This is a genomic window from Siphonobacter sp. BAB-5385, from assembly GCF_002261125.1.
Classification (GTDB): domain Bacteria; phylum Bacteroidota; class Bacteroidia; order Cytophagales; family Spirosomataceae; genus Siphonobacter.
In genome coordinates, this window is record NZ_NMPS01000119.1 from 17456 (window position 1) to 38476 (window position 21021).

21 protein-coding genes are annotated in these 21021 nt (G+C 49.5%); 6 read left to right on the top strand and 15 right to left on the bottom strand.

Annotated features, from left to right (window positions below; genetic code table 11):
• Window positions 1-214: 214 nt before the first annotated feature.
• From BWI93_RS11810 to BWI93_RS11830, 5 genes are all read right to left on the bottom strand, one after another.
• Window positions 215-1357 (bottom strand): Gfo/Idh/MocA family protein, encoded by a 1143-nt coding sequence (locus BWI93_RS11810; RefSeq protein WP_094811513.1) that lies wholly within the window; start codon window positions 1355-1357, stop codon window positions 215-217.
• 312 nt (window positions 1358-1669) lie between these two features.
• Window positions 1670-3214: an aldehyde dehydrogenase (NADP(+)) gene (locus BWI93_RS11815; RefSeq protein WP_094811516.1), complete on the bottom strand. Its 1545-nt coding sequence runs from the start codon at window positions 3212-3214 to the stop codon at window positions 1670-1672.
• A 137-nt stretch (window positions 3215-3351) separates the two neighbouring features.
• Entirely contained in the window at window positions 3352-4593 is a 1242-nt protein-coding gene (locus tag BWI93_RS11820) for an FAD-binding oxidoreductase (RefSeq protein ID WP_094811518.1), read from the bottom strand.
• Window positions 4594-4630: 37 nt separating this feature from the next.
• Entirely contained in the window at window positions 4631-5638 is a 1008-nt protein-coding gene (locus BWI93_RS11825) for a 4-hydroxyproline epimerase (RefSeq protein WP_094811520.1), read from the bottom strand.
• Window positions 5639-5727: 89 nt separating this feature from the next.
• On the bottom strand, window positions 5728-6642 hold the full coding sequence (locus tag BWI93_RS11830; RefSeq protein ID WP_094811522.1) for a dihydrodipicolinate synthase family protein: 915 nt from the start codon (window positions 6640-6642) through the stop codon (window positions 5728-5730).
• Between the two features lie 137 nt (window positions 6643-6779).
• On the opposite strand from BWI93_RS11830, the gene BWI93_RS11835 reads away from it, so the two are divergent.
• Together BWI93_RS11835 and BWI93_RS11840 are read left to right on the top strand one after the other, a co-directional pair.
• Window positions 6780-7634, top strand: coding sequence for an AraC family transcriptional regulator (locus tag BWI93_RS11835; RefSeq protein WP_094811524.1), 855 nt, complete (start codon window positions 6780-6782; stop codon window positions 7632-7634).
• A 515-nt stretch (window positions 7635-8149) separates the two neighbouring features.
• Window positions 8150-8836 carry a hypothetical protein gene (locus tag BWI93_RS11840; protein WP_094811526.1) on the top strand — a complete coding sequence of 229 codons (687 nt, stop codon included), beginning with the start codon at window positions 8150-8152 and terminating at the stop codon, window positions 8834-8836.
• 48 nt (window positions 8837-8884) lie between these two features.
• Here BWI93_RS11840 and BWI93_RS11845 read toward each other — a convergent pair whose 3' ends face one another.
• From BWI93_RS11845 to BWI93_RS27770, 3 genes are all read right to left on the bottom strand, one after another.
• Window positions 8885-9754: an SDR family oxidoreductase gene (locus BWI93_RS11845; protein WP_094811528.1), complete on the bottom strand. Its 870-nt coding sequence runs from the start codon at window positions 9752-9754 to the stop codon at window positions 8885-8887.
• 260 nt (window positions 9755-10014) lie between these two features.
• Window positions 10015-10911, bottom strand: a complete 897-nt coding sequence (locus BWI93_RS11850; protein WP_094811561.1) for an SDR family oxidoreductase — start codon at window positions 10909-10911, stop codon at window positions 10015-10017.
• 43 nt (window positions 10912-10954) lie between these two features.
• Window positions 10955-11092: a hypothetical protein gene (locus tag BWI93_RS27770; RefSeq protein ID WP_158242815.1), complete on the bottom strand. Its 138-nt coding sequence runs from the start codon at window positions 11090-11092 to the stop codon at window positions 10955-10957.
• 12 nt (window positions 11093-11104) lie between these two features.
• Between BWI93_RS27770 and BWI93_RS11855 the strand changes: the two genes are divergently transcribed.
• Window positions 11105-11920 carry an aldo/keto reductase gene (locus BWI93_RS11855; protein ID WP_094811530.1) on the top strand — a complete coding sequence of 272 codons (816 nt, stop codon included), beginning with the start codon at window positions 11105-11107 and terminating at the stop codon, window positions 11918-11920.
• An 81-nt stretch (window positions 11921-12001) separates the two neighbouring features.
• Here the strand turns inward: BWI93_RS11855 and BWI93_RS11860 are convergent, their stop codons facing one another.
• The 3 genes from BWI93_RS11860 to BWI93_RS28720 all read right to left on the bottom strand — a co-directional run bounded on the left by BWI93_RS11860 (window position 12002) and on the right by BWI93_RS28720 (window position 14450).
• A complete protein-coding gene (locus BWI93_RS11860) occupies window positions 12002-13216 on the bottom strand; it encodes a S9 family peptidase (RefSeq protein ID WP_094811532.1) in 1215 nt (404 codons plus the stop codon).
• Between the two features lie 629 nt (window positions 13217-13845).
• Window positions 13846-14049, bottom strand: coding sequence for a hypothetical protein (locus BWI93_RS11865; RefSeq protein ID WP_094811534.1), 204 nt, complete (start codon window positions 14047-14049; stop codon window positions 13846-13848).
• A 272-nt stretch (window positions 14050-14321) separates the two neighbouring features.
• Window positions 14322-14450: a hypothetical protein gene (locus tag BWI93_RS28720; protein WP_255157811.1), complete on the bottom strand. Its 129-nt coding sequence runs from the start codon at window positions 14448-14450 to the stop codon at window positions 14322-14324.
• Window positions 14451-15193: 743 nt separating this feature from the next.
• Between BWI93_RS28720 and BWI93_RS11870 the strand changes: the two genes are divergently transcribed.
• Window positions 15194-15376 (top strand): hypothetical protein, encoded by a 183-nt coding sequence (locus BWI93_RS11870; protein ID WP_094811536.1) that lies wholly within the window; start codon window positions 15194-15196, stop codon window positions 15374-15376.
• A 50-nt stretch (window positions 15377-15426) separates the two neighbouring features.
• On the opposite strand, the gene BWI93_RS11875 is transcribed toward BWI93_RS11870, so the two are convergent.
• The gene (locus tag BWI93_RS11875) at window positions 15427-16887 is read right to left on the bottom strand and encodes a PLP-dependent aminotransferase family protein (RefSeq protein ID WP_094811538.1); all 1461 of its coding nucleotides are present in this window, start codon (window positions 16885-16887) and stop codon (window positions 15427-15429) included.
• A gap of 81 nt (window positions 16888-16968) precedes the next feature.
• Here BWI93_RS11875 and BWI93_RS11880 point away from each other — a divergent pair, with 81 nt between their 5' ends.
• Window positions 16969-17595, top strand: a complete 627-nt coding sequence (locus tag BWI93_RS11880) for a pyridoxamine 5'-phosphate oxidase family protein (RefSeq protein ID WP_094811540.1) — start codon at window positions 16969-16971, stop codon at window positions 17593-17595.
• A 57-nt stretch (window positions 17596-17652) separates the two neighbouring features.
• On the opposite strand, the gene BWI93_RS11885 is transcribed toward BWI93_RS11880, so the two are convergent.
• Together BWI93_RS11885 and BWI93_RS11890 are read right to left on the bottom strand one after the other, a co-directional pair.
• Window positions 17653-17898: an Atu4866 domain-containing protein gene (locus tag BWI93_RS11885; RefSeq protein ID WP_094811542.1), complete on the bottom strand. Its 246-nt coding sequence runs from the start codon at window positions 17896-17898 to the stop codon at window positions 17653-17655.
• 35 nt (window positions 17899-17933) lie between these two features.
• Entirely contained in the window at window positions 17934-18785 is an 852-nt protein-coding gene (locus BWI93_RS11890) for an oxidoreductase (RefSeq protein WP_094811545.1), read from the bottom strand.
• 265 nt (window positions 18786-19050) lie between these two features.
• Between BWI93_RS11890 and BWI93_RS27775 the strand changes: the two genes are divergently transcribed.
• The gene (locus BWI93_RS27775; RefSeq protein WP_094811547.1) at window positions 19051-19245 is read left to right on the top strand and encodes a hypothetical protein; all 195 of its coding nucleotides are present in this window, start codon (window positions 19051-19053) and stop codon (window positions 19243-19245) included.
• 150 nt (window positions 19246-19395) lie between these two features.
• On the opposite strand, the gene BWI93_RS11900 is transcribed toward BWI93_RS27775, so the two are convergent.
• Window positions 19396-20811, bottom strand: coding sequence for a glycosyltransferase family 39 protein (locus BWI93_RS11900; RefSeq protein ID WP_094811549.1), 1416 nt, complete (start codon window positions 20809-20811; stop codon window positions 19396-19398).
• Window positions 20812-21021: the final 210 nt, after the last annotated feature.

Consider the following 21021-nt stretch of genomic DNA (forward strand, 5'->3'; position numbering starts at 1 on the left):
CGGTTTAAGGTTTGAATGGTTAATACACGAATCTGATCAGGCGAAACCTGTAATGATTTGAGGTTTGATTACTGGCAGATTGGAAGGATATACGCGTTGTAAAAAGTATGCAGGAAACCTCGGTTTTACCGGAAACCTTTGGATTAAACCCGATCAAACCTGAGACCTGCTCAAACCTCGAACCTATTTAAACTTTCAAACCTCAAACACCCCCTTAAGCAGGAATCTCGACCCGTTTTCCCGTCCTCATCGCCTCGTAAATAGCGTTAATGATTTTTACGTCCTGACGACCCATTTCTCCCGGTACGGGCGTGGGCCGCTTTTTGGTAATGGCTTCGGCGAAGTCGTCCATTTGCAAGGCTTGCTGATTGACCTTGGGCAAGTCCATTTTTCCCTGGGACGTTTCGCCTTTCTGACCGGAATAACCATACGCGGGGTTTAGTTCGAAAAACCCCTTGTCGGCTTCGGCTCGTAGCAAACTCATATCTTCTTCGTAGCTGCTTTTGCACTCGGCAATCACGCCGCCCGGCATTTCCATTTCCCAGGTCAGCGATGCTTCTACTTCTTTGAAGAATTCCTTGTCTTTCTTTGGTCCTTCTTTCGCTCGTACGGCCAGGGGTTCCTGGCCAGTCGTATACCGTACGGCTTGAATGCAGTAGATGCCTACATCAGGCAGCGGACCTCCTCCCGAAAGCTCTTTATCGACTCGCCAGCCTTCGGTACCATTCATGCCGTTTTCGGCTTTGATTTTTTTCAGATTGCCGAAGGTTTTGGTTTCGGCCAGGCGTACCATTTCCAGATTATACGGCTCGAAATGAAGGCGGTACCCAATCGAAAGCATTTTTCCGGCTTCCTTGCAGGCGGCAATCATCTGGTCGCATTCGGCTACGGTAAGAGCCATCGGTTTCTCGCAAATGACATGTTTGCCAGCCCTGGCTGCCCGTACCGTATATTCGGCATGCATGCTGTTGGGGAGTACCACGTAGACAATGTCGATGTCTGGATTGTCCTTGATCGTATCGAAAGTCTCGTAGTTATAAATGTTCTTCTCGGGAATGTCGTATTTCTTCTTCCACTTTTCCGCCTTATCCGGCGTGCCCGTAACAATCCCCGCCAGATAGCAATGATTCGTTTCCTCCAAAGCCGGAGCCAGCTGTTCTTCACTATATTTTCCCAGGCCAACCAGAGCAATGCCCAGTTTACCCTTCTTCTTTTCCTCACGTTGATCCGCTTGTTTTTCAGATTCTTTGGACTGATCTGATTTGCCCTGGCAGGCGATCAAAAGGCCGCTGCCCGCTACACTTGTGTAGACAATGCCGTTCGAAACTGTTTGAATAAAGCTTCTGCGGGTTACCATAGCGTTGAGTTTATAGTGGATGATGAACGAACTGCAAAGGCGGATAACAAAGCAAAGTGCTAAAACCGGGTACGGGCGGAGTACCAGGGAAATCCGAAAACGTATACGAATCGTTAAAAAAGAATGCCTGCTTTTCTTTTGGTAAGCAGGCTGTAGCCAGGAGTAAGAATTGGCGGAGAATGGGCAAAACCCTACCTACCGTCTTACGATCCTTCAGACAGAAAAGAAACTAGCCAGCGAAAACGAATAAAAAAATCCCAGCCTGTGGCAGACTGGGATGATGATACGAATGTATGGAAAGTCGTAGAGGAACTACTGCTGTGTTACGCCATCCCAAAGTCGCCAGATGGAGAGCGGATTGGCATCTTTCAATTCATCCGGAAGCAGAGCCTGGGGAAATCCCTGATAACATACGGGTCGGGCAAAGCGGCAAATGGCGTTCGTACCTACAGACGTCGAGCGGGCATCGGTTGTGGCCGGGAAAGGTCCGCCGTGATGCATGGCGTGACTTACTTCCACACCTGTCGGGAACGCATTGATGATCAATCGACCCGCTTTTTGTTCAAGAATGGCCAGCAGATCGCCGTATTGCAGGAGTTCATCTTCGGTACCATAAACCGTGGCCGTCAAATGACCTTCCAGCGATTGAGCCAGGGCCAGCATTTCTTCGCGACTATCCGCCTGAACAATGATACTGCTGGGACCAAATACTTCTTCAGCTACGGCCGGATTCGCCAGCAGTGTTTTAGCCGTACTGGTCAGCAGGACGGGCCGGGCCAGTGCATAGCCTTCCGTCGCATCCGATTCACCCAGTACCTGCACATCTCCGTGGCTGGTGAGGTGTGTGATGCCCTGATGGAAAGCCTCGCGAATCGCCTTGGTCAGCATAGACGTCGGTTTTATCTGCGTAATGGACTGCTGGGCCTGTGTTTTGAATTGCTCGCTAGCTTCCGAAGCCGTGACAACACTCAAGCCGGGATTCGTACAAAACTGACCGGTACCGAGCGTTGTGGAAGCGACGTATGCCTGAGCCAGGGCCGCTCCCTGTTCTTTCAGAATCTGGGGTAAAAAGAAAACCGGATTCGTACTACCCATTTCAGCGTACACCGGAATGGGTTCAGGGCGACGGGCCGCTGCATCGAAAATGGCCTTACCGCCCCGGAATGACCCCGTAAAGCCAATGGCTTTGATGGCGGGATGATTCACCAGGGCCTGGCCCGTTTCGTTCGTTCGACCCTGAATGCAGAGAAACGTATCTTCGGGCAGGTTGCACTTTTGTACGGCCGTGCGAATGGCTCCGGCTACCAGCTCCGATGTGCCGGGGTGAGCCGGGTGAGCTTTAACCACCACCGTACAACCGGCAGCCAGGGCCGAAGCCGTGTCGCCACCCGCTACGGAGAAGGCCAGCGGAAAGTTACTGGCTCCAAAAATACCGACGGGTCCGAGCGGTCGCAGCATTTGCCGCAGGTCGGGGCGGGGCAGGGGCTGCCGTTCGGGCAGGGCCGGATCAATGCGGGCGTCTACCCAGGAGCCTTCCCGTACGTAGCTCGCAAAGAGGCGTAACTGACCCGTAGTACGACCGCGTTCGCCCGTCAGACGAGGTAGGGGCAGAGCCGTTTCGGCGTGAGCCCGTTCCAGCAGAGCGTCGCCCAGGGCTTCAATTTCGAGAGCGATCTGCTCAAGAAACTCCGCTTTTTTACGTCCGGATACGTTTCGGTATTCGGCAAAGGCCACCGCCGAACGATGACCAAAATCCGTGATTTGTTCGAGACTGGTTTCAGTAAATTCACCCGGCAGGGTTTCGCCCGTGGCCGGATTGATGGCTTGAAAAGTAGAGTCTATCGTAGCTTGTGACATGCCAGTGCTTGGGTTTACAGAGGTTTTCGAACGCGTATAAGGCCCGTTTGCTGGGGCTTGGCATACAGGGCCAAACGCCGCTGTACTTTACAGGGGACGGAAAGAGTCCCTGCTTCACCCTTAGCTTTTTCCTGCTTTTACTGAAAGCGGGACGGATGGAACGCCGCGATATCCATACTCAGCGATTGACCCCGGATGATCTCGCTAACGAGCTTGCCCGTACCAGGTCCCAGACTTAAACCCATCATGCCGTGACCCGTGGCAAGGGTTACGTTTTGGTACGCCGGAATGCGACCAATATACGGCAAACCATCGGGCGAGCAGGGTCGCAGGCCTTTCCAGACGACTTCGCGGGCGGGCAAATCTACGCGAATACCCGGATAATACCGTTGAATGGACTGACTGATTCCCTGTACGCGTTTCATGTTTACGGAAAGATCAGTCCCGTTGATTTCCATGGTACCGGCAATCCGCAGATCCTGGCCCATGGGCGTGGCCGTAGCCCGGGCTTCCAGCATAATGGCCGGTACCCGCACCTGAGGGCTCTGATCTTTCAGCAGAAAACTATATCCTTTCCCACCCTGTAAAGGCAGATTGAGTTGCAGACTTTTGACTACTTCCGGCGACCAGGCTCCTCCGGCTATGACTACTTCATCGACGGGGTACTGTTCACCACCCGCCCGAATGGCCGTTACGCGAAAGCCATTCATTTCGAAGCCCTCTACCCGATGGTTTTCCAGAAACTGAACGCCTTTGCTTTTCAAATCGGCAATCAGGGTTTCCATAACCAGGCGGGGCGTTACGTGGGCATCGCCGGGATAGTATACGGCTCCGTGTACCGTCACTTCCGCGTCGGGTTCCAGGGCCTGTACCTGTTTCTGATCCAGCATGCGGGCTGCAATACCCGACTGATTCGCCAGATCCGCTTCGTGTTGTAATTCATGTTCCGCAGCAGCCGTTTGGTACAGCATCAGCAAACCGCGTTCGTGCCAGCCAAAATCCAGCGTCTTGGCCATTTGCTGATACATCGTTTTACTGAGTAAGCTGATGTCCCGCAAAGCCGGAATGGCGTATTGAACGTGCTCGTTGGTTGAATGTTTATAGAACAGCCAGCCCCAGCGAAGCAAATCCGCGTTGAGCCGGGGCTTCACGTAAAAAGGACTCGTCGGCTGAAGCATCCAGCGAAGCCCTTTGGCAATCATACCCGGCTGGGCCAGCGGCACAATGTGGCTGGGCACAATCATACCGGCATTTCCGTAGGAGCAGCCGTCGGCCAGTGCGGTCTGGTCAAAAATGGTTACAGCATACCCGGCTTTTCGCAGGTAGTAAGCCGAGCTTAGACCAATAATTCCTCCACCAACAATTCCAATGTGTTGCATGTGTTTTGGGGTGACGAGCGGCCGCTCGTTTTATAAGTTAAATGACCTGAAAGCCAAAGGCATACGGGTCGTCTTCGTCGATGATGAGGTGGTTGTAGCCGTGTATGCGGGCCCAGCCTTCAATGCTGGGTACAATGGCCGGTTTGCCGGCCAGTTCGGTTTCGGCTTCGATTCTTCCGTTAAAAATCGAGCCGATGATACTTTCGTGAACAAAGGTATCGCCGGGCTTGAGTTTGCCCTGAGCGTACCACTGAGCCATGCGGGCCGAAGTTCCCGTGCCGCAGGGCGAACGGTCAATGGCTTTATCGCCGTAAAAAACGGCATTGCGGGCCGTAGACGTTTCTTGTAACGTAGCACCCGTCCAGAGGATGTGACTCAGGCCGCGAATGGTGTCATTTTCGGGGTGAACGAAACGGTACTGTTCATTCAGTCGAACCCGTAAAACGCGGGCCCAGCTAACGAGCTGATCGGCACTGAAATGCTCCAGACCCGGAAAATTGGCCTGCACATCCACAATACCGTAGAAATTACCGCCGTACGCCACATCAAGGGTTAAGGTACCCAGATCCGGGCATTCGACCGTAAGACCTTCCGCCGCCAGATAGGATTTAATGTTGGTGATCTTCACCGACGTGACCTTCCGGCCTTCCTGTACATACTCGGCCCGTACCAGTCCGGCGGGTACCTCCAGATTCAGTACGCCCGGCGTTTTGGGCCGAATCAAATTTTGTTCGATGGCTACGGTAACGGTGCCGATGGTACCGTGTCCGCACATGGGCAAACAGCCGGAGGTCTCGATAAACAGAACGCCTGCGTCGTTGGCCGGATCAATGGGCGGGTACAGAATGCTCCCCGACATCATATCATGGCCCCGGGGTTCGAACATCAGACCCTTGCGAATCCAGTCGTACTCCCGGAGGAAGTGCTGCCGTTTTTCGCTCATGGACTCTCCCTGCAAAAAGGGAATACTACCGCCAGTGACTACCCGTACGGGGTTACCGCAGGTATGGGCATCAATACAGAAAAAATGATACGCTGTAGACATCGTTCGAAAATTGCCAAAGATCCTAATGATTGAACTGTGCCAGCTTAAGACCGACACAGTTCAAGGGAAAACAGCCTTCGTGAGCTGGATTAAGCCGGAACCGCAAGACTGGGGCGATTCGCCATCGCCCGATCGATGATGCCCTGTACGTGAGCCCGTTCTTCGCCAATGAGCGGCAGACGCGGAGCCCGTACGTATTCGGAACCGATGCCCGTAGCCACGGCAGCCAATTTAATATTCTGAACAAGTTTGGGGTGAATGTCAAGTTCCAGCAAGGGCATGAACCACTGATACAATTCAAAGGCTTCTTTGATTTTGCCCTGCTGAGCCCATTCGTAAAGGGCTACGGTTTCAGCCGGGAAGGCATCAACCAGTCCACCTACAATGCCATCAACACCGAGTACGGCTGATTCCAGAATCTGTGTATCTACGCCACCCATGATTTTGAAGCGATCGCCGAAGGCATTCCGCATCCGGATCACGTTGGTCAGGTCGCGGGTCGATTCTTTCACGGCTTCAATGTTCGGAATCTGAGCCAGTTCCTGGAACATCGGTACCGTGATGTGGATTTTGTAATCCACCGGATTATTATAAACCATAATCGGCAGCTTCGTTGACTCGGCCACGCTCCGGAAGTATTCTACTGTTTCGCGGGAATCCGCAAAGTACCGCATAGGAGGCAACAGCATCAAACCATCCGCTCCGTTCGCTTCCGCTTCCTGAGCAGCGGCGATGGCATCACGCGTGGCCTGTTCGGCAATATTCACGATAACCGGTACCTGTCCGTCGCAAACCTGCAGGGCTCTTTCGAGCAATTGCAGTTTTTCGGGGCGGGTCAGCGTACTGGTTTCTCCCAGCGATCCGCCAATGATCAGACCTCGTACGCCGGCGTCGATCTGAGCCCGGAGGTTGGTTTCAAACAGATTCAGGTCCAGCGTGTCCTCAGCAGTAAAGGGCGTAAGAAGTGCAGGGTAAATTCCCTGCCAGGTAACGGCAACGTTCATATCGTAGAAGGGGCTTAAATGTTAGCTCAAAGGTCCGAAAGGTTTGGCAGGCTTCATTGCTCGGATTTGATTGGCTTTAATACTTTTTTCACTACTTTTATGGGGCTTTCCAATAAATCGACCAAATAAATATCAGTATGAAGCCCCTGTTCTTTCGCGTACCCAGTGTCGATCAGCGTTCATTTCGAATTCAGAAGGAGAATGGACCCAGCTTTTACGGGCAATTACACTTTCATCCCGAAATCCAGCTTACCCTGATCGAGAAAGGGGAAGGAACGCTGGTGGTAGGTAACCGCATTGACCGTTTTCAACCCTATGATCTGTTACTGCTGGGCAGCAATCTGCCGCACGTGCTGCGGAGTACGCCCGGTGCCGAAAATGAACAGGCAGTATCTACTTCCGTTTTATTTATGAGTGAACCATTCGAACAGCAATTGCTGGCTTTTCCGGAAATGGTCCACCTGAAACAGTTGTTGTCCGAAGCCCGGCACGGTGTTCGGTTGCAGGTTCCGGCGGATGACTCGCTGGTGCAGGAGTTCGAACAACTGCCCGAACAACGTCCGTTTCAGCAATTTCTCTTTCTGGTACGCGTACTGGACCAGCTGGCGGGGAATCAGCAGCGGGAGATTCTTTCGCGAATGGCTTACGAACGCCCCAGCCGCCCCGATGATCACCAGCGACTTGAGCGGATCTTCTCTTACATCCTCCAGCATTACGCCGCTCCGATCGGACTGGAAGAGGTAGCGGGTGTGGCAAACCTGACGCCGGGAGCTTTTTGCCGCTTCTTCCGGCAACATACCCGAAAAACTTTTTCGCATTTACTCAACGAAGTACGCATTGAACACGCCTGTCGACTCCTTCGCGAGTCCCGCGAATCCATCAGTGAAATTGCCTTTCAATGCGGCTATACCAATCTTTCCAATTTCAACCGACGCTTCAAGGAAATTACCGGAATGCCTCCCCGCGACTACGTGCGGACGTACCGTATGTAAGAAAAAGCTCAGCGTTTGTATGGTTTCAAGGATTATTATTGAACAGAAACGACAAGTCGCATTTCCGTAATCATTGCCCGATCCTCGTTAAACACTCTGTTTTAAATTGCTTTCCGATCCGTCGATGGATGGTTTGATCGTAGCCGTACGTACGTCCGCGGTGCGGTTGTCTGGCTAGGCCTGTCCGAAAGTGAAATCAAAAGCTTTTTTGTGCGAAAATGGACAAACTTTGTTCACTTTCGCACATTTCATTTTTAACATATATCTGATTATTAGCGGATTACGATTTTGATGTTGCCTGGGCACGGCTTTGGTACTTGAAAAGAAGTACGCTCGTACCAGCTCTGATACCTCGCTGTCCGGGCCCGGCAGTAGCTACGGATGCTGAACGTATCGCCGTACACCTGTTGACGTCTCTTCGCAGACGGATCCTTAACCACCCTTATGATGCGTTTTTGACCCATCCACGACGGATGGGGCTGGATCCTATGGTTTCATCTTAACGTCAACTTCTCATGCAACGCTTCCTCCGCAGTACTCGTTTATTCGGCATTCTAGCCGTACTTGTTAGCTTTTCAACGGTGGTGTCGGCTCAGTCTGCCTCCAGCGACTCTACCCGGGCGTATTGGAAACTGTACGCTTCACAGGAAAGTCAGAGTCCTCTGATTCGGTTTTATACGGCTGCCCATCAGGTCGTTTATGAAGAAACATTGCCCAAAGATTTGGGTCGCCTCACGCAAAAAAATATCCGCCTGTTCGATCAGTTACTGGCTTCAGTGACCAACCAGCGGCTGGTCAGTTCGCACCTGTCTCCCGAACGTAATCTGGCGATATATAGCGTTCCTTTATCGGTCGAAAAATCTCCCGGCACCAAGATTACCTGGTACCGGGATGGCGTTGCTTTTTTCGTGGCCAACCCTCAGGTCAAAGAGCTGGGTAAGATCCAGGTTTTCTACGCTCGACTCGATACAAAGCAGGTGAGTGTCAGTATTACGGACGAACTGGAGGAGTACAGTCACTATCAGGATCGTAGTAACCGATCAACCTACCGTCGGTCCATTGACTTACAGAAATTTCCGAGTGGACGGTACAAACTCATGATCCGGCATCCAGGTCAGACGTTCACTTATTACTTACTCGTAGACCGCAGTTTGAACCGGGTAGACATTCAACCGCAGACCAACATGGTCCACAGTGACTAATTTGTTATCGGGGAAACGGAGTACTGCTCCGTTTCCCCGATAAATAAATTATTTCCGGAACAGTGGAGCAAATTCCTGGGCAAAGGCCTGAAAAGTACGAGCCGCTTGTCCCGTTACTTCCCGTACGGTATAGGTGACCATAGCGGCTTCGTTCCGGCTGTAATGAGCGTAATCCTCCACGAGGCCTTCGGCTTGCCACTCCGGAAAGCCTATGCTTCGTAAGGCTTCTCGCATTAGCTCAGGCGATACCTCCTGGAAATGAACCGGTTTGTGAAGTACCGCTGAAAGTTGCTGAGCGATTTCCGAATGACTCAGTGCTTCGGACCCGGTTAGGGTATACGTTTTCCCGGTATGCCCTTCGCCCGTTAACGCTTCTACGGCTACAGCGGCAATATCGTGTACATCAATCAGGCTGATTTTTGCATCGCCAATGGCTGCAAAGAACAGGCCCTGTTGAGCAATGGAAGAACGGAAACCCAGTAATCCCTGCATGAATAGGTTTGGACGTAGAAACGTATACGTCAAGCCCGTTTCCAGGATGGCCTCTTCTACAACGGCATGATACCGTAAAAAGCGTACGGGCGAATGCAGATCTGCCGCTAGCTGCGACAGCTTTACCAGATGCTGAACGCCCGCCCGCCGGGCTTCGGCTACGAAAGTTAATTGCTGCTGTTCGGCCTGTTCAGAAGAACTGGTAAGTAAAAAGGCCCGTTCGATACCCTGCAAAGCACGGGCCAGACTGGCCGGATCGTTGAAGTCACCACGCACTACTTCCACCCCCGGTAATGTAGCCAGGGCTTCTTTTTCTGAACGAACGAGGGCCCGAAACGGAATTCCACGCTGAGCAAGTTGCTGAGTTAATGCAGAACCGACACCACCCGTAGCTCCGGTGATGAGAATTTTTGGGAATGTAGACATGGTTTTTTCAGGAATATAGTAGTGATGGATAGAGTCCGGCTTTGGCCTGACCCACCACAAAGGTCGATTCTCTATTCTTCCTGAAATTGTAAGAAAACGAAAGGGCGGCTATACGAAAAAGGCCAGTACGTATCGCACGTACTGGCCTTTTTTATCTGGAACTGCGTCCGAAGAATCAACGTAGAGCTTCCAAACTACGGATGCAGGGAATCATTCGTCTTACGGATCATTTTCCAACAACCCGTTCAATGACTGGAGCGTTAAATCGTGGGTCGGCCACCGGTAACCTGTACGGTTGCTCCCGACATATAGCTGGAGTCTTCCGAAGCCAGCAATACGTAAATCGGGGCTAGCTCGGCGGGTTGGCCTGCCCGTCCCAACGGTGTATCTTCTCCAAACTTCTGTACCTTTTCGGGAGGCATGGTTGCCGGGATTAGCGGCGTCCAGATCGGTCCCGGAGCGACGCAGTTGACCCGAATGCCTTTTTCGGCGATACTCTGAGCCAGGTTGCCCGTAAAATTCTGAATGGCGGCTTTCGTAGCCGTATAGGCCAGCAGCGTAGGGTTGGGCGTATACGCGTTAACCGAGGTTGTATTTACGATCGTACTACCGGGCTTCATGAAAGGTTCGGCAGCTTTGCAGAGATAGAACATGGCGTAGATGTTCGTCTTAAACGTCCGGTCCCATTCCTCGCTGGGAATTTCCTGTAACGATTCGCGGGCCATCTGAAATGCTGCGTTATTCACCAGAATATCGATTCTGCCGAATTCGGCAACGGCTTTCTGTACAATTTCCTGACAGTGTGATTCTTCGCTAATATCGCCCGGCACCAATACGGCTTTCCGACCCGCCTGCTCGATATACTGAGCGGTTTCACGGGCATCTTCTTCTTCGTTCAAATACGAAATCAATACGTCGGCACCTTCGCGGGCAAAAGCAATAGCCACGGCCCGACCAATGCCGGAATCTCCGCCCGTGATAATGGCTTTACGTCCTTCCAGTTTGCCGGAACCTTTATAGGAAGTTTCGCCATGATCGGGCTGGGGAGACATTTTAGCCGTTTTACCGGGTACGGGTTGCTCCTGCTCTGGATACGGCGGTTTCGGATATTTTTCTCGGGGATCGGTCATTGGGCTGGATTCAGAATTTGCGTTCATTTCTTCATGATTTTGGTGGATGCATCGACAGAATACTGCTTCACTATTGCTCTTTTCGGCAAAAGATGCGTACCAGTGAAAACTGCCAAACGATTTCCACAATCGCTCTTACCATAGGTTTAGCGAATGAATTGGCCCGGATTTTGTACTCCTGATTCCGCTCGATTTCCACCCAACTCATTGCTCAACTTGTATGCTTAAACGCCCCATTCCTTCGACGCAGGAAACGTTACCTGTGATCGGTCTGGGTACCTGGCAAACGTTTGATGTGCCCGCACCCACTGACCGCTTACAACGTACCCTGGAGACCATGCATCAGGCGGGAGGTACGCTCATTGATTCCTCGCCCATGTACGGCCGTTCGGAAGCCCGTATCGGTGATCTTACTACGGCAGCCCGGCTGGCCGATTCGTTTTTTTACGCTACCAAAGTCTGGACGACGGGCCGTGAACAGGGCATTCGACAAATGGAGGAATCCAGGGAGCGAATGCAACGGGAGACGATCGATCTCATGCAGATTCATAACCTGACCGACTGGCAAACGCATTTGCAAACCTTGCGGGAATGGAAAGAATCGAAGAAAATCAGATATCTGGGCATAACCCATTACACGGATAGCAGCCACGAAATGCTGGAACGCATTCTTGCAACGGAGGCCATTGATTTTGTTCAGTTTAACTACTCCATTCTGAATCGAAATGCGGAAAAACGGCTCTTGTCCATTGCCGCTGATCGGGGCGTCGCGACGCTGATCAATCGGCCTTTGGGTGAAGGGGGACTTTTTGCTCAGGTACGCAACCAGCCCCTTCCGGCCTGGGCTTCCGCGTATGAAATAAAAAGCTGGGGACAGTTTTTTCTCAAATACATCGTGTCGCACCCCGCCGTTACCTGCGTTATTCCGGGTACGTCCGATCCGGATCACCTGGCCGACAACATGCAGGCAGGTTTTGGCCCTTTACCGGACGAAGCTACCCGAAAAAAGATGGTGGATTACCTGACTGCCCTCTAAGCGTAGGGACAGATCCTTTTTTAATACAAAAGGGGTTCTAACCTATCCTGGTTAGAACCCCTTTTGTGTCATTAGCGATGCTTACTGAACTGATTTCGTTTTCGCTTTTTCAAACCATTCGAGGGTACGCCGCATGAATACCACTTCCGTGGGTACGTGATAGCCATTCGGAATGGTAGTCAGTTGAGCCTGGGTAGCCCCCAGTTTTTGCATGGACTCGTAGACCTTGTCCGTATTCAGGTAGGGAATGTATTCATCGGTATCGCCGTGCAGCAGATGCAGAGGCGTTTGCGTTGACCAACCCGTCAGATCATTTTTCCTGAGTGCTTCCGAAAACATAGACGTATCATCGAAAACATCGGCCCGGAAGGTATCGGTGCACATTTCATGAAAACTCACCGTAATGGACCGGGCGTTAGCCATGGACTGCCGGATTTGTTCGGCGTACGGAGCCTTGAAATAGTAACTAATGGGCTTATTCAGGCCGTGTAATTCGTTGTAAGTCAAGGTTTGCCAAACGTATAGATAGTTAGCCAGCTTACCGATGGTAGGCTGCGTAGTGATATGCTGAAAGAAAGCTTTCGTAGCATACGGACCTGAACCACAGCTGGTACTGGCAAGCTTAAACTCAGTAGCGTAACTATCCTGAATCATCTTTTGCGTTGAAAGGGTAGCGTACCCTCCTTCGGAATAGCCGGCCAGAAAAACCTGTCCATTCGTGGTGCGGTTTTTAGCTTCCAGAAACTCTTTCGTGGCCAGGAGCATATCTACGGAAGCCTTGGCCAGCGTTTCGCGATGTTCGTAAGGGTGTGAAACCTGACTGGACTGGCCGTAACCCAAGTAATCGGGGCACACAACAATGTAACCATGCGTGGCAAAGTACAGCGGATAGGAAAAGCTCGGAGCCGTCAGACTATTGCCCGTTGGAGCTTCGGCAGGCGAATAGGCCGTGGCATGCTGGAAACTTAACAAGGGGTAGTTTTTTGCCTTGGGCTGACGAGGCAGGTACACGATACCCGAAGCAAGAATGGGCGTACCGCCGGCTAAACTTGTGCGATAGGTAAGACGATAGACTTCCATCGTATAGTCAGCCGGGCGATATTCCAGGGAATCGTTAGTAGACTGAATGAGAGCCAACGCTGAAGGTTCGTATACACTTACTAACGAACTATCTGCTAAGAAAGGCTCCACTTTTTCGACGGGCTCTTTGTGGCAGGACGTTAGAAACAGTACAGACAGACTCAGGAAACCAACAACCCGCCTAAAAGGACGAGCAATTACTTGAAAAGATAACATGGTATGTATGGAGGAAATAAGAAGGCACTAGAAAGCCAGATCACGCTGAAGCATCGGCAGGATACGGATGTATGTAGCCAGCAGAAATGACGTTACGGTTGAAAGCAGGAAGGTAAAAGGGAGAAAACGATACGAACCAGGAGGAAACTCAAAGAGAAAGAATATAGATTTTTTTCATAAGAATCAAGGACGATGATGGGCAACGTTTCGGGTACAAGATTACATCATATTCTTTTCATATGCAACCCGTTATCTAATTTAGCATGCTTGTAAAAAAAGGCTCATAGTCCTTAATTCTACTTCCTAAAAGTAGCTATTTACTTATAAAATAAACGAGATAAGTATCCCATAAGTAGTGTTTATAAAATCCCTTGGTAACGATTCCCTTTTTTAGTAGGAAAACCCCTGTAAAGCTCTAATGCATTAGCGATATATTGAAAAATTGCTTTTTTCTACTGACCTGTTATGTCGTTATATGCAGGATAATTACTTCCAACGTCCTTCGTACTATTGTAGGAAGTAGCTACTAGCATTGTCGTTCATCCGGTTCAAAAAATAAAAATACCCTTTGATTTGTTGTTCAAAACCAAAGGGTACGGAATGCCTGAATGACAGAGAATTTGTAACGATTAAAAGAATCTGGACGTCCAGAACCAGACCAGCCAGAATCCAATGCCCAGCACGCAAACCGAGTTCAAACCCAGATCATATAAGCCTTTGAGGCGGGCATTGGTCACTTTATTTCGACCGTGTACTTTCAGGTAGAAGTGAATGCCCAGGACCGTGCAGATTAAGATAAAGTAGTTACAGCTATCAGCGATAAATGATAACATAGGATGTATAGTTAGGTAGCTTTAAGAATCAATCAAGTGGATACACTTACAAAAATAAATCAGGAAAGGCTAAAGTTGTATCAGCAGCTCCGGATAAAATATGCAGTATAGGCAGAAATAGATTCTGAAAATGACTACCAACTATCGAAATTAAGGAAGGATACGCTTTCTAATTAAAGCAGTTTACAGACGATACGAAGCCATACAGCGTATCGGGGCAGGAAAGAGAGAGGACATAAAAAAAACCTCTCGCGAAGGAGAGGTTTCTTTTATTAATGATTGGCAGCCGCAGCAGCTTCTTTAGGCAGGCTTACTTTCGGAGAAATACTCTCCAGACCCACATCACCGGTCGTAGTACTTGGCGTAATCGGAGCGTTGGTGTAGTCGAAAAAGGGTAACATGATCAGAGACAGTACGATCAAAAAGCCGATTAGACGTATACGGGAGTTAAATCGCCCCCATCGTTGGTTGAGTTAGTAGCCATCGATAATAAAAATTGATTTCTGCTTTTTTGGGCAAATAGACAAAAAAGACGGTAGCATTCCTAGTAAAAATTCCTGAAAAAGACATCTGACTCGCTTTTAAGGTCTGCGTAGCATTAATAGCTGTTCATTTAACAACACAAAACCCAGCCGTTGGCGGACGCTGGGTTTTGGATACGTTTGTCTGGCGGTAACAAACTACATTACATACAAGAAAATATCTTTAATGGATTCTATACCAGTATGTTAAAAGACTATACCAACATTAACGGTATATATATACGCAATATACGTAAAACGGCTTTTTAGCACTATAAAAGCATTTTTTGGGATTTAAACTTTTTTCAATCCTTATTATAGCCAGGAATCGAACGACCGTAACTGAGTAATGATTTCCTCAATCTTCTTCATTGTGGCATTGTTGATGAGGCGAATACGACTTTTTTAATGGTTCTGTCAAATAAGAATACGGATGATCTGGGTAGCAATAATTAGTGGATATATCGTGTGCTGGTTTGTATGGATTTGCTGGGAATTACGGCAGGCCTATACACCATCTGACGAATTACAGGCAAGTTTCAGTAGCGTACAATTTCATAAAGAAGATGAACATTGGTTAATTTCCCATCACTTTATTAGTTTGAAAGCAAGAGGAGAAGTGTATGAAACGAATCTTATGGATAAAGCCTTCGGTCGAACCGACCGACCTTTTGAGTCCTGACACCGCCATTTTACATATACAAGCTACCGTTCGGCAGGAAATGTGTGAACGCAAGTTGAATAGAATTCGCCTGATGGCAGGAGCTACCTTTATCGCTGGCTTTTTTATTTACTTCCTGTTTTAACGGGCTGGATCACAGCCTAATCAGCCGGTTTTATATAGCGTTCTACCTGGCTAGAGTAGCGATTTAAGAATTTTAACGCAGCAGACTAGTTCCTCTTCCGTCGAAGAAGCAAAGCCCAGACGAGCAACATTTTCTTTTCGGAAAACGGACTCGTGTGCTGTTCCGTTGGATAAATACAAGTCTTTCTGAAGAGCTTTTTCGGCCAGTCGTACAAGGTTAATACCCGAATCGAAGGTAGTCCAGACGGACATGCCCCCTTCCGGTTTTTGAAAATCAACAACATGCCCCAATTCCGTTTGCAGGTAGTCACAGAACAGATCCCGCCGATGCCGATACATGCGTAGCGATTTCCGGATGTGCCGTTGAATAACTCCCATATGTAATAACTCGGCCATAGCATTTTCAAGCAATGTATCGCCCTGACGATCAACGATTCGGCGTAGTTTGGCCAGGTGCTGGATCACATTTTCCGGGCCTACCAGATACCCAACCCGAAAGGCTGGTGAAATGGTTTTGGTGAATGAACCGCTGTAGAGTACCATGCCACCCAGATCGGCACTGGCGAGTGGAAACAGCGGCTTGCTTTCGTAGTGAAAATCGTAGTCATAATCATCCTCGAAAACAATGAATTTGTAGGCCTGAGCTAAAGCCAGTAACCGCATACGGCGGTCCGCTCGTAAGGGTACGGTTGTAGGATACTGGTGATGCGAAGTAAGGTACAGCATCCGCAGCGGTCGTTGTTGACAAATTTGCTCTAACGCATCCACATCGATGCCGTATGCATCTACCGGTACAGGCGTAACCCGGGCTCCGGCCTGTAGAAAATTCATGCGGGCCCCTGACCAGGTGTATTCTTCTACTGCCACTTCGTCTCCTGGCTGAAGCAATGCGGTACTAGCCAGATACACGCCCATCATCGTACCCCGTACAATCAGTATATTTTCCGGTTCAGCCCGCAAACCACGCGTAGCATTTAGATAAATGGCTAATTCCTCCCGAAGCCAGCGGGAGCCACTGGGATCGTTATACCCCAGCCGAATGTAAGGATTGGAGGCCAGCAGCTGCGAGCGATAGGCTCGCGATAATTCCTGAACGGGAGCAAGTCGGGCATCGGGAAACCCATCGTCGAGGTGATAGCGGGCCTGAGCCTTGAGCGGCTGTCGATCCAGATGCGGTGTGGGGTGGAAAGGAAACCCCGCCTGTTTCGCAGGATTGAAAACGTCGGCACTGAACAAGGGCCGGGGCGATAATTCCGGTAAGTGCTGGCTTACGAACGTACCGCTTCCTACCTGCGTTTGTAACCAACCCTGAGCGATGAGTTCGTCGTAAGCCTGTATTACGGTTTTTCGGTGAATGGTTAATCCCGATGCTAACGCTCGCGTACTGGGGAGTCGATAATCCGGACGCAGGATGCCTTTACGGATCAGATCAATGAGCTGAGCGGCGAGCTGAAGGTAAATGGGCTGAGGATCCTGCCGATAAATCTGAAGGAGAGTAGCTAAAGGCTGCATAAAATTGGACTACTCGTTTTGTTAAAAATGGATGCGTAGATGAATCCAGCAAAGCTACACTTTTGTCAAAAAAACAGCCGAATGAATACTCCGAAACTTATTCCCAGTCGGGATGCTAAAAAAGCTCATTTTGATGCCGAAACCATTTACCCTATTCTCGATGAGGCCTTATACTGCACCATCAGCTATTGCGTAGACAACCAGCCTTACTCCATTCCAACGGCTTTTGTCCGCTACGAAGACAAGATTTACATCCATGGTTCAGTGGGCAGTCATTTTATTCGTACGATTGAAAAAGGCTTGCCCGTTTGCGTTTCCGTTACCTTAATGGATGGATTGGTCATTGCCAAATCGGCCTTTTCGCATACGGTGAATTACCGTTCCGTAATTCTCTTTGCTGAAGCCGAAAAGATAGAAGAGCTTGGCCTTAAAAAAGCGGCTCTCCAATGGCTGACCGAGAAAATAGTACCGAATAGCTGGGATTACCTGCGGCCCATGACCGACAGTGAATTACGCAAAACAACGGTTCTGGCTTTTAAAGCCGATCAGGCTTCGGCGAAAATCCGGACGGGCATGCCCAATGATGAACCAGAAGATAAGGAATTGCCCATCTGGTCGGGTATTATTCCGTTCCAACAACAGCGGCTCGCTCCCGTAGCCGACGAAAGCAGCCAGGTCATTCCTTTGCCCGAACATTTAATGTTATAAAAAAACGCCCAGCGTCACGATCAGGACGCTGGGCGTTTGCATGGAGATGAGTTTCGTTTACTTTTCTTCCCGGTACAGAACCATTCCGGCGTGGTACAGAATTCCGTCCCGGAAATCACCGTCGGCCGTAAAACCCGTATCGTCCACGTAATCAATGTGATCTCCCGTGAGGGTGTACCGGCCCTGATAGGCACTTTTCCGGGTACCCCGGGCTTCATCGTAGCGGCCATTAGGTAAGAGTTCATGCCGGATATAGCCATCTTTCGTTACCCACATACCTACGTAAGAATTGTTTGTTTTCATGACTTTTGCTGGGACAGTTTCAGGTTCGTTCCGTTTCAGGATTGAGTCGTAAAATCTGTAGAAATAGTCAAGTCTTTCCAGGCCTCTACATCCGCCTGCACGGCCGCCATCTTTTCCTGCATCATTGCGTAGGCGTCACTACCCAGAAACAGGTGGAGCGGTGGGTTAGGTGTGGTAGCCACCTTAATCAAGGCAGCTACGGCTTTCTCCGGGTCACCGGGCTGATTACCATTGATATCCTCGCGATGGGCCGACAAAGAGGCCTGAGCTTCCGCATATGCTTCGATACGGCGGGCCGGCGTAGCCATGGATTCCTGGGTGAGGAAATTGGTTCGAAAATAGCCTGGATACACTACCGTCGCATGAATACCGAATGATTTCGCCTCCGCCGCCAGCGATTCCGTAAAACCAGCGACGGCAAACTTCGTAGCACAATAAATGCCCCAACCCGCAAAATTGGCCGTATAGCCGCCGACCGAAGCGATATTGAAAATGTGTCCCGACTGCTGCTTGCGGAGGTAAGGCATCACCTCACGAATGACATTAAGTGAACCGAAGACATTAATGTCGAAATTCTTGCGAGCTTCCTCGTCGCTAAGTTCTTCGAGTGTTCCAAACTGTCCGTAACCAGCATTGTTTACCACTACATCAATACGACCGAAAGCGGAGATGGTTTGAGCAACGGCTTCCTGCACGCTGGCTGGTTCCGTCAACGAAACCTGTAGGGGTAAAAACTGATCCGAAGCCGGACCAATTTCTTTGATTAATGTATCTAACTTTCTTGAGGTGGCGGCTACCCGATAACCCTGCTGTAGTAATTTTTGGGTCAATATCAATCCCAGTCCTTGTGAGGCTCCCGTGACGAACCATACCTTGGAAGAAGTCATAATATGTTTGTTTCTTGTACACTGCAAAAGTATACGTGACTCAGTAGCAGTAGCTTACAGCAAACAAACCAATACTTGCAAAATTCAAACAAACGAAAGGTTCTTACGGATTATCTTTTTTGTAGGGATTTATGTACAGGGATTGTAACGGATAAATGATATCGTATTTCCTAGGTATCCTCTTCTTTAAAAAGCAGATAGAATTCCATTGTAGAACTTTAATGATACGTTCGTGATAGGTATCGATTGAAGGGATTTCCAATCAATGGCGTACAAAGTTATGTTGATCCAGATGAAACGGCCCACCGACCCGGTTACCTTACGTACGGGTAATCGAAAGGACGAGGCCACTATTCGGATTTACTTCCAGTTCAACCTTACCGAAGCCACGAGCTTTGACTTCATCGAATTGCTCCTGCGTAATACGGAAAAGGCGGATGTCATGGCGAGCAACGTGTAATTCAAGCGAGAAGGTAGGATCAGGGTGGGAGGTGTTATGTGATTCGACGGTTACAATTCTTCCCAGAAGTTTCATGAATGTGGTTTTTAGTAGTCAAAACTAAGCAAAGGGCGCTGGCTTCTCCAAATCGTCGCAGGTCTGTTCTAACGGTTAGGGCTGGTGTTGGTATACGACCGTTCGATCATCTTTAAAAATTCGGATATAGGCTCCCATTCGTTCGGGCGTATCCAGCGGAATGTAATAGCTCGAATTCAGGGGGTCATCACTGATGATGTATTTTACTTTTTCCCGGTCAGCAAGATCGAAAAATTCCGGTAAGGTCAGCGGAGGACGGTCTCGCAGGGAACAGTAATAACTCAGGCTCCGAATCTGATAATTTTCCATCTGCCCAAAGAAAAAACTGAGCGGGGCAATTACCCTGCTGTTCTTTTCGGGCATCAGGCGGGCTAATTGTTCGTTATAGGTTTGCTGATAAGGAACCGTATAATTTTCATATACTACTTCGCCAATCGTAAACAATCCAATCAAAACGTAAGCGGATAAAATGACCCGGGCTACCCGTTTTTGCACTTGCGTTCGGAGAAATGCAGGAGCGTAAGTCGCTATAAGAATAGCGAACCAGGGGACAAATAAAAGAATATAAAAAGCGAAAGTACTTTTGGTTAATAACCAGAAAAAAACGACGAGTAAAAGCAGGTATAACAGGATTGGCTGTGTCAGGGAAAGGTGCTTGCGAGCGAAGATAATAGTCAACACGACGAGTGCGGTTAACGCGGCTTCGTGCTGGCTGTGAAAAAAGAGTTGATGATAATCAACCATCACTTTTAATTTGTCGGAGAGGGTACGCGTGTATTGCATGGCCGGGTCTTCCACAAACTGCCAAACCATCCGGTCTACCCGCTGGTCCAGCAGGGCATCCAGCAGATACAGACTCAGTACAAATCCGCCAACACCCGCAAAGACGAGCGTTTTTCGCCAGTCGGTGCGAAGGAGTAGCCAGAGGGCACCGGCGGCCAGGTAAATCAGCCCATTCAGATGCGTCAGAGCGGCCATACCGGCGAATACGCCCGCCCAGCCCACGTGTGGGAGCCGTCCGCCGGGGCGGTCCAGGCACAGGTAAGAGGCAAAGCCCAGCGTCATACACATGATTTCCGGCCGATTGATGCAGAAATACTGGATTAGTGTACCGCAGCCCAGATACAGCAATAAGGCCAGCCATTGTTGTTCGCGGGACTCACGCTCGGTGTACTTCCAGATTAAACCCGCCGCTATCGTTCCAAAAAGAATGCTAATGACTTTACTTCCCGCTACACTAAAACCCACCACACCCATTAAAAAGGCTCCGGTGTAAATGAAAAGTTTATGAAAAACATAAATGCGTTCGTCCCAGTATAAAAGGCCCCGGAATAATTCAGAACGAACTTTTCCTTCTTTCAAAAACCAGTAGGACTGTTCCGCAAACCAGGCATCATCAAAATGTTCCGTACGGTGATAAAAAGTAAGAATCAATAAGCCAGTAAACAGGAAAATCAGGAAGCGGTAAACTCGTACAGAAAAAATAGACATACTACGTTAATCAAATCCGAATAAACGGTGCAGGTGATGGATTGGATACGCGAACAAAGGTAAAAGTGGAGACGGCCATTTTCACCCTTGGCTCTAAATAAAATGTTAAAAGAGCTACACCACTGACGAATAAATGAAGATGATAGATACCCGCTTTTATTCTTTCGAGAGAGAAGAAAATCTTCTTTGAAGTGACGAAAACCCGCCGTA

Bases quoted from the DNA above. Each gene is read 5' to 3' on its own strand.
- BWI93_RS11810 (WP_094811513.1), bottom strand. From the start codon at position 1,357: ATGGTAACCCGCAGAAGCTTTATTCAAACAGTTTCGAACGGCATTGTC.
- BWI93_RS11815 (WP_094811516.1), bottom strand. From the start codon at position 3,214: ATGTCACAAGCTACGATAGACTCTACTTTTCAAGCCATCAATCCGGCC.
- BWI93_RS11820 (WP_094811518.1), bottom strand. From the start codon at position 4,593: ATGCAACACATTGGAATTGTTGGTGGAGGAATTATTGGTCTAAGCTCG.
- BWI93_RS11825 (WP_094811520.1), bottom strand. From the start codon at position 5,638: ATGTCTACAGCGTATCATTTTTTCTGTATTGATGCCCATACCTGCGGT.
- BWI93_RS11830 (WP_094811522.1), bottom strand. From the start codon at position 6,642: ATGAACGTTGCCGTTACCTGGCAGGGAATTTACCCTGCACTTCTTACG.
- BWI93_RS11835 (WP_094811524.1), top strand. From the start codon at position 6,780: ATGAAGCCCCTGTTCTTTCGCGTACCCAGTGTCGATCAGCGTTCATTT.
- BWI93_RS11840 (WP_094811526.1), top strand. From the start codon at position 8,150: ATGCAACGCTTCCTCCGCAGTACTCGTTTATTCGGCATTCTAGCCGTA.
- BWI93_RS11845 (WP_094811528.1), bottom strand. From the start codon at position 9,754: ATGTCTACATTCCCAAAAATTCTCATCACCGGAGCTACGGGTGGTGTC.
- BWI93_RS11850 (WP_094811561.1), bottom strand. From the start codon at position 10,911: ATGAACGCAAATTCTGAATCCAGCCCAATGACCGATCCCCGAGAAAAA.
- BWI93_RS27770 (WP_158242815.1), bottom strand. From the start codon at position 11,092: ATGAGTTGGGTGGAAATCGAGCGGAATCAGGAGTACAAAATCCGGGCC.
- BWI93_RS11855 (WP_094811530.1), top strand. From the start codon at position 11,105: ATGCTTAAACGCCCCATTCCTTCGACGCAGGAAACGTTACCTGTGATC.
- BWI93_RS11860 (WP_094811532.1), bottom strand. From the start codon at position 13,216: ATGTTATCTTTTCAAGTAATTGCTCGTCCTTTTAGGCGGGTTGTTGGT.
- BWI93_RS11865 (WP_094811534.1), bottom strand. From the start codon at position 14,049: ATGTTATCATTTATCGCTGATAGCTGTAACTACTTTATCTTAATCTGC.
- BWI93_RS28720 (WP_255157811.1), bottom strand. From the start codon at position 14,450: ATGTTACCCTTTTTCGACTACACCAACGCTCCGATTACGCCAAGTACT.
- BWI93_RS11870 (WP_094811536.1), top strand. From the start codon at position 15,194: ATGAAACGAATCTTATGGATAAAGCCTTCGGTCGAACCGACCGACCTT.
- BWI93_RS11875 (WP_094811538.1), bottom strand. From the start codon at position 16,887: ATGCAGCCTTTAGCTACTCTCCTTCAGATTTATCGGCAGGATCCTCAG.
- BWI93_RS11880 (WP_094811540.1), top strand. From the start codon at position 16,969: ATGAATACTCCGAAACTTATTCCCAGTCGGGATGCTAAAAAAGCTCAT.
- BWI93_RS11885 (WP_094811542.1), bottom strand. From the start codon at position 17,898: ATGAAAACAAACAATTCTTACGTAGGTATGTGGGTAACGAAAGATGGC.
- BWI93_RS11890 (WP_094811545.1), bottom strand. From the start codon at position 18,785: ATGACTTCTTCCAAGGTATGGTTCGTCACGGGAGCCTCACAAGGACTG.
- BWI93_RS27775 (WP_094811547.1), top strand. From the start codon at position 19,051: ATGGCGTACAAAGTTATGTTGATCCAGATGAAACGGCCCACCGACCCG.
- BWI93_RS11900 (WP_094811549.1), bottom strand. From the start codon at position 20,811: ATGTCTATTTTTTCTGTACGAGTTTACCGCTTCCTGATTTTCCTGTTT.